9 protein-coding genes are annotated in these 14,008 nt (G+C 65.8%); 3 read left to right on the forward strand and 6 right to left on the reverse strand.

What is annotated here, in order from left to right:
- Window positions 1-129 precede the first annotated feature (129 nt).
- From rsmA to D1Y85_RS02835, 4 genes are all read right to left on the reverse strand, one after another.
- Window positions 130-963 (reverse strand): 16S rRNA (adenine(1518)-N(6)/adenine(1519)-N(6))-dimethyltransferase RsmA, encoded by an 834-nt coding sequence (gene rsmA, locus D1Y85_RS02820; RefSeq protein ID WP_124149475.1) that lies wholly within the window; start codon window positions 961-963, stop codon window positions 130-132.
- Window positions 964-975: 12 nt separating this feature from the next.
- A complete protein-coding gene (pdxA, locus tag D1Y85_RS02825; RefSeq protein WP_124149476.1) occupies window positions 976-2,022 on the reverse strand; it encodes a 4-hydroxythreonine-4-phosphate dehydrogenase PdxA in 1,047 nt (348 codons plus the stop codon).
- Window positions 2,023-2,034: 12 nt separating this feature from the next.
- A complete protein-coding gene (locus D1Y85_RS02830) occupies window positions 2,035-3,402 on the reverse strand; it encodes a peptidylprolyl isomerase (protein ID WP_246024745.1) in 1,368 nt (455 codons plus the stop codon).
- 99 nt (window positions 3,403-3,501) lie between these two features.
- Window positions 3,502-5,889, reverse strand: coding sequence for an LPS-assembly protein LptD (locus D1Y85_RS02835; protein WP_124149478.1), 2,388 nt, complete (start codon window positions 5,887-5,889; stop codon window positions 3,502-3,504).
- Between the two features lie 224 nt (window positions 5,890-6,113).
- Between D1Y85_RS02835 and D1Y85_RS02840 the strand changes: the two genes are divergently transcribed.
- The gene (locus tag D1Y85_RS02840) at window positions 6,114-7,199 is read left to right on the forward strand and encodes an aminoglycoside phosphotransferase family protein (protein ID WP_124149479.1); all 1,086 of its coding nucleotides are present in this window, start codon (window positions 6,114-6,116) and stop codon (window positions 7,197-7,199) included.
- A 71-nt stretch (window positions 7,200-7,270) separates the two neighbouring features.
- Window positions 7,271-7,972: an N-acetylmuramate alpha-1-phosphate uridylyltransferase MurU gene (murU, locus tag D1Y85_RS02845; RefSeq protein WP_124149556.1), complete on the forward strand. Its 702-nt coding sequence runs from the start codon at window positions 7,271-7,273 to the stop codon at window positions 7,970-7,972.
- A 118-nt stretch (window positions 7,973-8,090) separates the two neighbouring features.
- On the opposite strand, the gene D1Y85_RS02850 is transcribed toward murU, so the two are convergent.
- Entirely contained in the window at window positions 8,091-9,974 is a 1,884-nt protein-coding gene (locus tag D1Y85_RS02850; RefSeq protein ID WP_124149480.1) for an ABCB family ABC transporter ATP-binding protein/permease, read from the reverse strand.
- Window positions 9,975-10,259: 285 nt separating this feature from the next.
- Here D1Y85_RS02850 and D1Y85_RS02855 point away from each other — a divergent pair, with 285 nt between their 5' ends.
- Window positions 10,260-10,655, forward strand: coding sequence for an acyl-CoA thioesterase (locus tag D1Y85_RS02855; RefSeq protein WP_124149481.1), 396 nt, complete (start codon window positions 10,260-10,262; stop codon window positions 10,653-10,655).
- A 70-nt stretch (window positions 10,656-10,725) separates the two neighbouring features.
- Here the strand turns inward: D1Y85_RS02855 and D1Y85_RS02860 are convergent, their stop codons facing one another.
- Window positions 10,726-14,007 (reverse strand): sensor domain-containing protein, encoded by a 3,282-nt coding sequence (locus D1Y85_RS02860; protein ID WP_124149482.1) that lies wholly within the window; start codon window positions 14,005-14,007, stop codon window positions 10,726-10,728.
- Between the last annotated feature and the right edge of the window lies 1 nt (window position 14,008).

Here is a 14,008-nt window from a genome sequence, read left to right on the forward strand (position 1 = left end):
TCCAGGCTTTCCAGGCTTTCCAGGCTTTCCAGGCTTTCCAGCGGCCCGAAACGACTGCGGGCGCTTTCGCGCCCGCAGTCGTTTGTCCTGCTCGTGGATCGTTAGCCCCGCATTAGCCTCGCGCTACCCTCACCCGCGCTCCGGCGACGCTCCGTTCAACGCCTGGGCAATTCGCACGTACTCCTCCACCGGCACGTCCTCTGCGCGACGCGCGAGGTCGAAGCCGAGTCCCTCGAAATCCACACGGTCGCGATAGTCGGACAGCGTGTTGCGCAACATCTTGCGCCGCTGCGAGAACGCGGCCGTCACGAGATCGCCGAGGATCGCCGCATCCACCACAGGCAGCTCGTGCGGCGCATACGGAATCATGCGGACGATCGCCGAATCGACTTTCGGCGGCGGCTGGAACGATTCAGGCGGCACGTCGATGAGTTTGTCGATGACGTACCGGTACTGGAGCATGACCGTGAGCCGGCCGAACGCCTTGCTGCCCGGCTCGGCCACCATGCGCTCGACGACTTCGTTCTGGAGCATGAAGTGCTGGTCGATCACGCAATGCGCGAAGTCCACGAGGTGAAAGAGCAGCGGGCTCGAAATGTTGTACGGCAGATTGCCGACGATGCGCAGCGACGGCTTATCACCCGGCGCCGCGAGCGAGCCGAAGTCGAACGCGAGCGCGTCACCCGCGTGCAGTTCGAGCAGCGGGCCGAATTTCTTCGTGAGCCGCGCAATCAGGTCGCGATCGAGTTCAACTGCATGCAGCGGCGATTCGGGGGTGGCGAGCCGCTCGATCAGCGGCGCGGTGAGCGCGCCGAGCCCTGGCCCGATCTCGACCATGCGTTCGCCGCGCTGTGGGCGAATGGTGTCGACGATCGAGTCGATCACGCCCATGTCGACGAGAAAGTTTTGCCCGAAGCGCTTGCGCGCGAAGTGGCCTTGATGCTGTCTGCTGCTATTGGACATCGTATGGAAAAATCAGTCAGAGGACGCGGCAACGGCGTGACGGTAGCGCGCCATCGAAACTGCGGTATCGACGGCGGCGATCAGGCTGCCCGCGTCGGCGCGGCCCGTGCCCGCGAGATCGAGCGCGGTGCCGTGATCCACCGACGTGCGGATGATCGGCAGGCCGAGCGTCACGTTGATGCCCTCGCCGAACGTCGCGTATTTCAGGACCGGCAGGCCCTGATCGTGAAACATCGCCAGCACGCAGTCGGCTTCGCTCAGATAGCGCGCCTGAAACAGCGTGTCGGCAGGATACGGGCCGCGCGCGTCGATGCCCTCAGCCTCGGCGGCCTTGAGCGCCGGCGAGATCGTGTCGATCTCCTCGCGGCCCAGGTAGCCGTTCTCGCCCGCGTGCGGATTGAGCCCCGTCACGAGAATGCGCGGCTGCGGTACGCCGAAGTGCCGGCGCAAATCGTGGTCGATGATGCGCAGAGTCTCGACGAGGCCGTCTATCGTGAGCGCGGCTGAAACGTCCTTGAGCGGCAGATGCGTCGTGGCCAGCGCGACGCGCAGCGGCCGTGCGCCGGTGCCCGCGAGCATCATCACCACGCGCGGCGTGTGCGTGCGCTCCGCGAGATATTCGGTGTGGCCGGTGAACGGAACGCCCGCATCGTTGATCGTGCTCTTCTGCAGCGGTGCGGTGACGATAGCGTCGAATTCCTGCGCCATGGCGCCGTCGATCGCGCGATCGAGCAGCGCGAGCACGTAGCGTCCGTTGGCGGCGTTCAGGTTGCCCGCCAGCGCCGGTGCCGCGAGCGGCATGTGCTCGACGCTCACGCGCGCGTGTGCAGTGATGGCGGACCAGTCGACGCTGACGGCAGCGGCACGCGCCGCGAGCAGATCGCGGTCGCCGAGCACGACGAACTCCGCGTCAGGCCAGTGCGCCGCCGAACCGGCGAGCACTGCCGCGGTCAGTTCAGGGCCGACGCCCGCAGGTTCGCCGGTGGTGATGGCGATGCGGACCGGCCGCGGCCCCCGCGGAGCCGACGGAACCGACGACTGGGTTGCGGGGGCGTTCACGGCGCGATTCCTTTAGTTTTGCGGCGGAGCGATGCCGCTGAGCTTGTAGTTCACGTAGGCGCTGTCACGCAGTTCGCGCAGCCAGTCGGCGTACGCCTGCTCCGCCTTGCGCTGGCCGATGGCCTGGCGCGCGAGGTCCATCTGCTGTGCAACCGAGCCTTCCGCGTCGCGGCGGCCGAGCACCTGAATCAGGTGGTAACCGTATTCGGTCCGGACCGGATCGCTGATCTGGCCATCCTGCAGCGTGTTCATGGCACGCTCGAATTCGGGCACGGTTTCGCCCGGGCTGATCCAGTTGAGATCGCCACCCTGCGACGCCGAACCGTCCTGCGAGTACGTGCGTGCGAACTTGGCGAAGTCGCCGCCCGCCAGCACTTCACGCTTGATTTCGAGCAGCTTCTGACGCGCTTCCGGCTCCGACGTGCCTTCGCCGACGCGCAGCAGAATGTGGCGCACGTGCGTCTGCACGAGCTTCGGCGCATCGCCGACGTTGCCCTGGCCCGCACGGCGCTCGACCAGACGGATGATTTCGAAGCCGTCATTCGTGCGGATCACCGACGGATTCACCTGGCCCGGACGCAGCGTCGAAGCGGCGGTCACAAATTCCGCAGGGAGCTTCGACGGCGACAGGAAGCCCATGTCACCGCCCTTTTTCGCGTCAGGCGCCTGCGAGTTCGACTTGGCGAGGCTCGAGAACTTGTCGCCTGCCAGCGCCTGCTTGAGCAGCGCGTTGGCTTGCGCCTGCGCGGCTTCGATGTCCGTCTGCGATGCGTTGAGCGGCGCCTTGATCAGGATGCGCTCGAAGTGCAGGTCGTTCTGCTGCCCGGCGTTCGGCCCGCGCTGGCTCGCGATGTAGTTCGCGACTTCCGCGTCCGACACCGAGATCTTGCTGTCCACTTCCTTCTCGCGCAGCTTCGAGAGCGTGAGTTCGGTGCGCGCGTCCTTCGTGAACGTGCTCCAGGGCACGCCGGCCGCCTCGATGCGCGCGCGGTAGGTGGCGAGGTCAAGGCCGTTGGCCTGTGCGAGACGCTCGAGCGTGCGCTGCACCGTGGCGTCGTCGACGACAATGCCGTCTTCCTTCGCCTTCTGGAGCTGGATGCGTTCGAGCACCATCTGGTTGAGCACCTGCGCGCGCAACTGGTCGACCGGGGGCACGGGCGCGTTCTGCTGGTTCAGACGCCGCGTGATGAGTTCGGCCCGTTCGTCGAGTTCACGCTGCGTGATCACGCCGTCGTTCACGACGGCGGCGATCGTGTCGGCCACCTGGCCGGATCCGGAGGACAGTCCTTGTGCTTGTGCCGACACGGCCGGCATGAGGCCTGCGGCGGCGAAGAGCGTTACAGTGAACGTTGCGAGGCGAAGCTTTTTCATGATTCCCACAGATACTCCAATGTTTGCGGGCAGCTTCGCCCGGCTCTTTGCAACCGACCCCGCATTGCCCCGCGCGTCCCGGTCAGGGAAAACGCGACGGATCACGCGTTATTGATAATCCGTGAAACGCGACGGCAACGGCGGCTGGCCCGGCGGTACCGTGTAACCCGGCACAGCCGCGCGGAACGCAGCCACCAGTCCGTTATCGACGTTCGACAGCCCCTTGAGCGTCAACTGCGCGAGGAACCGCGTGGACGAATTATTGCCGCCGGAAGTATTGACCCCGTTTGCGTAGCGCTGGAGGCCAACGCCGAGCGCCCAGCAGTCGGCGTCATACTGCATGCCGATCAGACCGTCGACGATCCGGTGACTGCCCAGATCGTAGTTGAAGCGGCCCACGGCGTACACCCGGTGCGAGAACGGCCACTGTGTCGAGATCAGAATCTGGTTGATCGGCTGGTTGTCGAGCGTCGTGTTGGCACGCGTATAGCGGTACGCGACGTTCACCACGCGATTTGGCCCCGGGCTATAGCCGAAGCCGACGCTGGCCTTCACAAGCTGGTCGTTGTCGGCATTATATTGGAACGCCGTTTCCGAGGCGAAACCGGCCCCGAGCTTCAGCGACGCACCTGCAATCAGGTCGGAATGTGTCGACTGTGCCGGCGTCTGGCCAGGCGCAAGCGGCAGCAGGGTGACCCGCTGATCCTGGAAAAAGTACTGCTGCGCCAGCACGAAGCGCGCGCGCTCGTCGCCCGAAGCCGGGTCGATGAAGCGCGTGGTGATCGCGGCCGTGATGCGGTTGGCGTCGGCGATGCGGTCATTTCCGACGAACGTGTTCGGCGTGAAGATTTCCGCGAGCCCGAAGTCGGACTCGGCGGTGTCGAAGAGCGGCGCGAACTGCTGGTCCCGGAACGGCGTGTACACGTAGTACAGGCGCGGCTCCAGCGTCTGGATAAAGTCCTGGCCGAACAGGTGCACGTTGCGCTCGAACACGAGACCCGTGTCGAAGCTGAACGTCGGTATCGACTCAGTGAAGTTCTTCGGCTGGCCCGCCGGCGCACCCGTCCCGATGTTGCTGAGGTCGTACGCCGCGAAGTGCCACTGCACCTTCGGCGTGACGAAGTAGCCCGGCCCCACCACCGAGTACGACAGGTACGGATTGAAGACGACGCGGTCGCCTTCGGTCGTGTCGGAACTCGTGATGCGAAAACGCGAGTAGTCGGCTTCCGCGCCGTAGTCGAAGCCGCCGACGTTGTACTTCGCGTACTTGACGTTGAGCTGGGGTTCGCGACCGTACGGCGGCGTGGAAGGCTCAAGCGTCTGCCAGTGCTGCACGCGCGCGAGCACCGACCACGGCCCGTTGTTGTACGTGAGGCCCGCTTCCTGCTGGTACAGCAACTGCGTGCCGTTCAGGAACTGGTTGGCCGCCGACGCCAGGTCTTCCGGATAGGTGTTGTCCGAGACCTTGTTGAAGTAGACGTAGCCTGCGAACCCGTCGCCGAAATTCTGGTTGTGCTGGATGAACAGCGCGTAGCGATTCGTCTTCGTCAGCGCGTCGTCCGGCAGAAACGTACCGGTGATCGTGCCGCTGTAGTTCGTCGACAGATACCGGAAATCGCCCCGCATGAACACGCCACGCTTCGAGATCAGCTCGGGCGTGAACGTGAAATCGCGGTTCGGCGCGATGTTGAAGTAATACGGCAGCGTGATTTCATAGCCGTTCGTCGAACTGATCGAGAACGTCGGCGGCAACAGGCCGCTGCGGCGGTCGCTCGAGAGCGGGAACGTAAACCACGGGCTCGCCATGATCGGCACGTTCTGGAAGAACAGCACGCCGTTGTGCGCGACGCCTTCGTCCGCGCCGGTGTCGAAGTCGAACTCGCTGCCTTTGATGTACCACGCCGGATTCGTCGAACACTGACACGCCGTGTAGGTGCCGTTCGTCAGCACCGAACGCTCGCTGTCGAGCAGGTCCGCGCGCTCGGCGCTGCCCGAGCCGCCCGTCAGCGCAAAGTGATACTTGGGCGAGGGCATGAAGCCTTCGTTGGCCTCGACCTGCAGGTGCCCCTCCGGACCCGAAAACGTGGTGCCGGACTGCGAGATCACGACCCGCCCGAACGCCGTGGCGGTGTCGGTGTCCTGGTCGTAGTGCAGCGCCTCGCCCTTCACCACGTTGACGCCCTGGCGCAGTTCGGCTGCGCCCTTCAAGGCGATGTCGGTATTGACGGTGCCCGTGACCGAGTCGCCGAGCACGAAGGTCCCCGGACGCTGCCCAGGCGCGAGCGGATGGTCTTCGAGCTGCGGTGCGAGGCGCAGGCTCAACGGGCCGTCCAGCGGCTCGGCCTGCGCGGTGGCGCCCGACAGCTGGGCATGCGCGAGCGCCGGCATCAAGCCCGGCGCGGCCACGAGTGCCGCAAGTGCCACGATGGGCCGCCGCTTGCCCGGCACGCCTTCGTCACTGCTGGAGATCGTCTGGAAATACTGTCTGGGCGGCATTATGGTTTTGGCGAATCGGCCCGGCCGCCTGCCCGGTCCATGACGGCCGTCCGCCTCCCGTGCGAAAGCGCGAGGCGAGGCCTGGGCGCACATCGGGTTAGCCTTCACCGGACGATGAAGGTGGCGAGCGAACCGTCATGCGGGCTTTGGCGCGAGTCGCGTCAAAAAAGTCGTGGGGTATTATATGGCAAGACGTTGATCCATTGATTTCGCCTCGGGTTTTCATGACCTCAACCGCTGCACCCAATTCTGCCAACACCGCGGCCAACAGTGCCGCCACAAGCGCCTCCGATGCCCGGCATGAACTGCTTACCGCCTGGCTCGCCAGTCACGCCGACCGTTACGCATTCGATCTCGCCACGCTCGCCCCGGCTTCGGCCGACGCGAGCTTCCGGCGCTATTACCGCGTTGCGAGCGCGGGCGCGTACGGCGCGTCGCTGATTGCCGTGGACGCTCCGCCGCCCGAAAAATCCCGCGAGTTCGCGCAGGTCGCCGAACTGCTCGCCGCAGCAGGCGTGCATGTGCCGCGTGTGCTCGAAGCGGACTTCGATGCGGGCCTCATGCTCGTGACCGATCTCGGCACCGCGCCATATCTGAAGGCGTTGCAGGACGCCGGGCCCGGCCCGCGCTCGCGCGAGCTGATGCGTGATGCGCTCGACGCGCTGATCCGCTGGCAGCTTGCTTCGCGCGAAGGCGTTCTGCCGGCGTTCGACGAAGCGTTCCTGCGCCGGGAAATGGATCTGATGCCGGAGTGGTACCTGCAGCGTCATCTGGGCCGCGACATCGACGACGCCACGCGTGGCGTGCTCGACCGTACCTTCGCGCTGCTCGTCGCGAATGCGCGCACGCAACCGCAGGTGTTCATGCTGCGCGATTTCATGCCGCGCAACCTGATGATCGCGACACCGAATCCTGGCGTGCTCGACTTCCAGGACGCCGTCTATGGCCCGATTACATATGACGTCGTTTCGCTGCTGCGCGACGCGTTTATCAGTTGGGACGAGGATTTCGAGCTCGACTGCTTCGCCCACTACTGGGAGCGCGCGAAGAAAGCAGGCCTGCCCGTCGACGCCGATTTCGGCGAGTTCTACCGCCAGCTCGAATGGATGGGGCTGCAGCGCCACATCAAGGTGCTCGGCCTCTTTTGCCGCATCAACTATCGCGACGGCAAGCCTCACTACATGGCGGACCTGCCGCGCTTCCTCGGTTACGCAAGCAAGGTCGCACACCGCTACCGTCCGCTCGCACCGTTCGCCCGGCTCATCGACGAGCTGCAGGGCACGAGCGTCGAAACCGGTTACACGTTTTGAACACGCCGACCCATGACGAAGCCGGATCGATGGACTGCGCCGTGAGCCGCGCCCGTTTCGAGCGCACGGCGATGATCTTCGCCGCCGGGCGCGGCGAGCGCATGCGCCCGCTGACCGACACCTGCCCGAAACCGCTCTTGCCCGTGGGCGGCAAGCCGCTCGTGGTCTGGCAGATCGAGCGGCTCGCCGCGGCCGGCTACACGAAAATCGTGATCAATCACGCGTGGCTCGGCGCGCAGATCGAAGCGACGCTCGGCGACGGCGCGCGCTTCGGCGTCACGCTGCACTACTCGCCCGAACACGACGCGCTGGAGACGGCGGGCGGCATCGCCCAGGCGCTGCCGCTCCTCGAAGCCGGCGGTGAGCCGGCCGTGTTTCTCGCGGTCGCTGGTGACGTCTACAGTGAATTCGACTTCGCGCGTCTCGACGATCGCGCCGAGGCACTCGCCTCGCAGACCGAGCCTGGCATGCACCTCGTGATGGTGCCGAATCCGACGTTCCATCCGGGCGGCGACTTCGCTCTTGGCGCCGATGGCGTGCTCACCGTGGACGGTGCACCGCGCTACACATTCGGCAGCATCGGGCTCTACGACACGCGCATGTTCCGCGATCTGCCGCGCGGCACGAAGCGCGCGCTCACGCCGTACTATCGCGAGACCATTGGCCAGCGGCGCGCGAGCGGCGAGCTTTACGAAGGACGTTGGGAAAACGTCGGCACAGCCGCACAACTGGCTGCGCTCGACGAAGCGTTGCGGGGACCGCAGCGCGGTTGAGCGCCGCAGCCGCAGGCAGCGCGTGCGGCCTGCGCCGGGCGGGATGCCATACCACCGAACCAGCACGCCTCAACAAACGCACGCCGGACGGTGCCCGCGGTTCTCCGCACAGTTAGCCTCACTTCTCGCCGGCCGATTCCTCCATCTGCCCGGCCTGCTCGCTCGACCTTTGCTGCTGAAGCGCCCACATCTGCGCGTAGTGGCCGCCTTCCCGCAGCAATTGCGCATGCGTGCCGCGCTCGACGATGCGCCCATGGTCCATCACGATGATCTGCTCGGCGTGCACCACCGTGGAGAGCCGGTGCGCGATCACGAGCGTCGTGCGATCGCGCGCGATCAGATCGAGTTCCTGCTGGATCGCGCGCTCCGAGCGCGAATCGAGCGCCGAGGTCGCCTCGTCGAACAGCAGGATCGGCGGATTCTTCAACAGCGTGCGAGCGATGGCGACACGCTGCTTCTCCCCGCCCGATAGCTTGAGCCCCCGCTCGCCCACCGGCGTGTCATAGCCCTTCGGCAGACTCTCGATGAATGTGTGGATGTGCGCTGCGCGTGCCGACGCGATCACCTCGTCGCGGCTCGCAGTGGGCCGGCCGTAGGCGATGTTGTAGTAGATCGAATCGTTGAACAGCACCGTATCCTGCGGCACGATGCCAATCGACGCGCGCAGCGATTCCTGCGTGACGTCGCGGATGTCCTGGCCGTCGATCGTGATGACGCCGCCCGCCTGCCGGTCGAGATCGTAGAAGCGAAACAGGAGGCGCGCGAGCGTCGACTTGCCGGAACCGCTGTGGCCCACCACGGCGGTCGTCGTGCCGGCGGCGATGGTGAAGCTCACGTCGTGCAGGATCTGTCGCGACGCCTCATACGCGAAGTTCACGTGCGAAAAACGCACCTCGCCACCGCGCACGGCAAGCGGCGGCGCGCCCGGCGCATCGGCCACTTCGCGTGAGACCGTGAGCAGCGTGAACATGCGGTCCATGTCGGTGAGGCTCTGCTTGAGCTCGCGATACACCACGCCGAGAAAATTCAGCGGGATGTAGAGCTGAAGCATGAACGTGTTGATGAGCACGAGGTCGCCGAGCGTGAGCTTGCCCGCCATCACGCCCTGCGTCGCGCGCCAGAGTATGAACACGAGCCCCGTGCCGATGATCGCCTGCTGCCCGAAGTTCAGCGCCGAAAGCGAATGCTGCGACTTGATCGCGGCCGCGCGGTAACGGTGCAGGTTTTCGTCATAGCGCCGCGTCTCCCACTCTTCGTTTCCGAAGTACTTCACGGTTTCGTAGTTGAGCAGCGAATCGATGGCGCGCGAGTTCGCGCGCGAATCGAGTTCGTTCATCGTGCGGCGAAAATGCGTGCGCCACTCGGTCACCTTCACCGTGAACACGATGTACGCGACGAGCGCCACAAGCGTGACGATCGCGTAATACGCCTCGTACTTCACGACGAAGAAGCCAAGCACGAGCCCCACTTCGACGAGCGTCGGCAGGATGCTGTAGAGCGAGTACGAAATCAGTTGCGTGATGCCGCGCGTGCCGCGTTCGATGTCGCGCGTCATGCCGCCGGTCTGCCGGTCCAGATGAAATCGCAGCGACAGCCCGTGCAAATGGCGAAACACCTTGAGCGCAAGCTGGCGCACGGCGCTCTCAGTCACCTTCGAGAAGAGGATCTCGCGCATTTCGGTGAAGAGCGACGTCGAGAGCCGCACGAACGCATAAGCGACCACGAGCAGCCCGATCCCGCCGACGAGCACAATGCCGGGCGCGTGCTCCGCGCGCCCGAGCGCTTCGAGATGGCGCACCGAGGCGAGGTTATCGACGATGTGCTTCATCACGATCGGCACGCCGAGGTTCGCCACCTTCGCGCCGATCAGGCACGCAAGCGCGAACGCCACGCGCCACTTGTACGCGGCGAGATACGGCAGCAGCGAGACGATGGTCTGCCAGTCGTTGCGCGGCCCGATGGTGGGCAGCGCGGGTTCGTTCGACGAAGAAAAACGGCGCATGGGCGAAAGCGGTGAGCGCGAGGGCGCGCTTTACGAAAATCCGGTGATTCGGCGGGTCGTTAAATCGCAGACGACGGGTTCAGGATCGCGCGGTGCAAAACAGGACGTAGCGGCGTTCTGCAGTGCGGCACGCCGCTGCGCCGCCCGGCACCCGGGCCGGTCGGCCAAAAGCCCGCTTTCCCGTACAATTCCTGATCGCTGTATTGTCGCAGAAGGCTGCATGCGCCGCTGAAGCTCGCCCCGCGGCGGCGCACCAGTCTTCCCACCTTATTCATGGACCATCCGATGAACGACGCCCCCGCGCTCCCCCCCCAACCGCCAACGTTGCGTGTCATGCCGCAACCGTCGGACTCGAACGTCCACGGCGATGTCTTCGGCGGCTGGATCATGTCGCAGGTCGACATCGCCGGCTCGATTCCGGCAAGCCGGCGCGCGAATGGCCGCGTCGCGACCATCGCGGTGAACTCGTTTCTGTTCAAGGAACCGGTGTTCGTGGGCGACCTTCTGAGCTTCTATGCCGAGGTCGTCAAGACGGGCAGGACGTCGGTGACCGTCGACGTCGCGGTGTACGCCCAGCGCATGTGTCACGCCGACAAGGTCGTCAAGGTCACCGAAGCGACCCTCACGTATGTCGCGACCGGCGACGATCGCCGTCCGCGTCCGCTGCCGCCGCTCGCCTGAGCACGCGCCGGCCGGTCGCACTGATCCGGCCGGTGCAGCTCGTCTGGCCTGGCATGGCCTGTAGTGGTCGTCACACCGTCCAGGCCACGCCGGTCCCTTCGCCGTATTCGGAACTCGCGGCACTCGCGGCGAGCAACGCCGCGACATCGTCCCCCGGCAACGGCGGCGAAAAGTAGTAGCCCTGCAGTTCGTCGCAATCGCGTTCGCGCAGGAAGGCGAACTGCGCCGACGTCTCGACACCCTCCGCGATCACCTGCAACTGCAATTCGTGCGCGAGCGCGATGATCGCAGCCGTAATCGTCTCGTTGTCGTCGCTTGTGCCGATATCCGCCACGAACGACCGGTCGATCTTGAGCCGGTCCACGGGCAGCCGCTTCAGGTAGCTCAGGCTCGAATAGCCGGTACCGAAGTCGTCGACCGCAATGCCGATCCCAAGCTCATGCAGTTCGTTCAGCATGGAGACCGCCTCCTCCGTGTTGCGCATGAGCGTGCTCTCGGTGACTTCGAGTTCGAGATAACAGGCGTCGAGACCGGTTTCGGCCAGCACTTCCGTGACCAGCTCGGCGATATTGCGCTGATGAAACACGCGCGCCGACAGGTTCACCGACACGCGCACCGGCGGCAGCCCGGCGCGCTGCCACTCGCGATTCTGCCGGCAGGCCTCGCGCAGCACCCAGTCCGAAAGCGGGCCGATCAGACCGCTCTCCTCCGCCACCGGGATGAACTGCGCGGGCGACACGAGCCCCGACTCGGGGTCGTGCCAGCGCACGAGCGCCTCCATACCGACGATCTGCCCCGTCGCCAGCTCAACCTGCGGCTGGTAATGCAGTAGGAACTCGCCGTCACGCAGGGCGCGGCGCAAGCGGCGCTCGAGATTCATGCGCGCGCCGACGCTCGCGTTCATCTCCGGCTGGAAGAACTGGAACGTGTTGCGGCCCATGTCCTTGGCGCGGTACATGGCGACGTCGGCCTTCTTGAGCAGCGTCTCGGCGTCATCGCCGTCCTGGGGGAACACGCTCGCGCCCATGCTGCAACCCACGTAATGCTCCATGCTCTCGAGCCACACCGGCTCCGAGATCATCGCCCGGGTGCGCTCCATCCAGGCAATCAGCGATTTTTCATCCGTGATGCCGGGCAGCACGACCACGAACTCGTCGCCGCCGTGACGCGCGACGGTGTCGTTCGTGCGCGCGCAGCGCTCGAGGCGCTCGGCGACCACCCGCAGCAACTGGTCGCCGACACTGTGGCCAAGGCTGTCGTTGACGTTCTTGAAGCCGTCGAGGTCGATGAACACCACGGTGACGCCACGCCCCTGCCGCCGCGCGGTCGTGAGCGCCTGCTGCAGACGCTCACGCAACAGGTTGCGGTTGGGCAGCAGCGTGAGGCTGTCGTAGTTCGCCTGGAATTCGAGCTGTTCCTGATAGCGGATCAACTCGGTGACGTCGTTGATGATGCCGATGTGGTGCGTCGTGCGGCCGTCGGGATCGGGCACCGGCGCGATCAGCAACTGGTTCCAGAAGAGCACGCCGTCCTTGCGGTAATTGCGCAGCACGGCGCTCACCTCGCGATTCGCGAGGAGTGCCTCGCGGATCGTGATGAGGCCCTCCTGGTCGCGATCGTCGCGTTGCAGGAAGCGGCTGTCGAGCCCGATCACTTCCGCCGGATCGTAGCCCGTGATGCGCCCGAACGCCGGGTTCGCGTACTCGATGAGGTTGCTGCCGCCCGGCCCCGGCGCCGTGATGAGAATCGCGTTCACGCAGGCGTCGAGCGCGCGGCTTTGCAGGCGCAGCGCGAGATCGGCGCGTTTGCGCGCGGTGGTGTCGGTGTATGAACCGAGCACGCCGATCACGTTGCCGTCGCCGTCGAGCATCGGCAGCTTGCTCATGAGCGACGTCGTGTGCTGGCCGCCGAGGATCAACTCGAGTTCGAAATTGATGTTCGGCAGGCCCGACTCGATCACTTCGCGATCCGTCGCGCGAACGCGGTCGGCGTAGGCGCGCCACGGCAGGTCGTCGTCGCTCTTGCCGATGATCTGCTCGGGATACGCGAGCCCCGCATCGCGCGCGAAGGCCATGTTGCAGCCGAGATAGCGCGATTCGGCGTCCTTCCAGAAGATGCGCTGCGGGATGTTGTCGATCACCGATTCGAGCATCTGGTTCGAGCGCTGGGCTTCCGCTTCGGCCTTGATCGTGTCGGTGACGTCGTCGGCGAGCACGAAGACCGCTTCGCGGCCGAGGAAGTTAAGCGAATGGTGCGAGATGTCCGCGCTGATGATCGAGCCGTCCCGGCGCCGGTGGTGCCAGATGCCGGCCATCGTGCGCACGTTTGGCGTGAGCGTGTCCGAACGCGTGAGGTGCTGTTCGAGCCGCCAGACATCCTCGGGCGCGCGGATGTCGCGGATCGACATCGCCAGGAATTCTTCCTCGCTAAAGCCGTACTGCTGGATGGCCGCCGCGTTGACGGCAAGAAAGCGCAGCGTCTCGCGGTCGAAGACGTACATCGGCACGGGGTGCGCGTCGAAGAGGCCCTGGAAACGCTCGCCGCGCGAACGCAACCCGCGCATCAGCTCACGCGATGCGCTTTCGCGTGCACCGAACGTGTAGAGGAGCAGCGTCGCGCCTGCGAGCATCGTGACGATCAGGAGCACCGTCGCATTGCTCGCCGATCGCGCCGATTCGCCGAGCGAGGCAGCCAGCGCAAGATCCTCCGCGCCATGCAGCGCCGAAATCTCCGCGTCGATCTGGTCGATACGCCTGTCGAGCGTGACGTACGCCCTCGCCGCCTGGCCGGTGGCGCTCGGCCTGCTCGGTCTGGACGGGTCGGCCAAAGCCGCGGGCCCGGCATCGCTCGTCGGGCCAGGATTGGGGGCGGCCGCGCCGCGCCCATCGTGTGCCTCGCCCGCGTCCGCGCGGGTCATCTCAGCCGCGCCTGCAACCCGCGCCTCTTCGTCGGCGACACGTTGCTGAGCGCGCGCGAGCGTGTCGTCGATATCGCGCGCCAAGGCGTGCGCTTCGCCAGTCAAAGCGTCGAACCGGGCCGCAAGCTCCGGATCGTCCGTGAGTTCCGCGCGCGTGGAACGCTCGGCGTCGTCCAGGACGGCGACGCGCCGGGCGTGCGCCTCGGGCGTGTCGAGCGCGCCCGAAGCGACGAAGCGGCCAAGCGCGCCCAGACCGGAATCCAGCGCCTCGCGGAAGCGGTCGAGATCGTGTCGCACGGACGAGGCCCGCGCAGCTCGCGTATCGATTTCGCGCTGCGAGCCGATCTGCGACCATGCGACAAACGCATTGGCCCCGATGGCCGCGACGACGACCGCCAGATTGATGAGCTGGCGCCTTGGAAAAAGAGAGTTCATT

Origin of the sequence: Paraburkholderia dinghuensis (assembly GCF_003837865.1) — a bacterium.
Lineage (GTDB): Bacteria > Pseudomonadota > Gammaproteobacteria > Burkholderiales > Burkholderiaceae > Paraburkholderia > Paraburkholderia dinghuensis.

Excerpts from the sequence above, each read along its gene's own strand:
- rsmA (WP_124149475.1), bottom strand. The coding sequence starts at position 963 with ATGTCCAATAGCAGCAGACAGCATCAAGGCCACTTCGCGCGCAAGCGC.
- D1Y85_RS02835 (WP_124149478.1), bottom strand. The coding sequence starts at position 5,889 with ATGCCGCCCAGACAGTATTTCCAGACGATCTCCAGCAGTGACGAAGGC.
- D1Y85_RS02840 (WP_124149479.1), top strand. The coding sequence starts at position 6,114 with ATGACCTCAACCGCTGCACCCAATTCTGCCAACACCGCGGCCAACAGT.
- murU (WP_124149556.1), top strand. The coding sequence starts at position 7,271 with ATGATCTTCGCCGCCGGGCGCGGCGAGCGCATGCGCCCGCTGACCGAC.
- D1Y85_RS02850 (WP_124149480.1), bottom strand. The coding sequence starts at position 9,974 with ATGCGCCGTTTTTCTTCGTCGAACGAACCCGCGCTGCCCACCATCGGG.
- D1Y85_RS02855 (WP_124149481.1), top strand. The coding sequence starts at position 10,260 with ATGAACGACGCCCCCGCGCTCCCCCCCCAACCGCCAACGTTGCGTGTC.
- D1Y85_RS02860 (WP_124149482.1), bottom strand. The coding sequence starts at position 14,007 with ATGAACTCTCTTTTTCCAAGGCGCCAGCTCATCAATCTGGCGGTCGTC.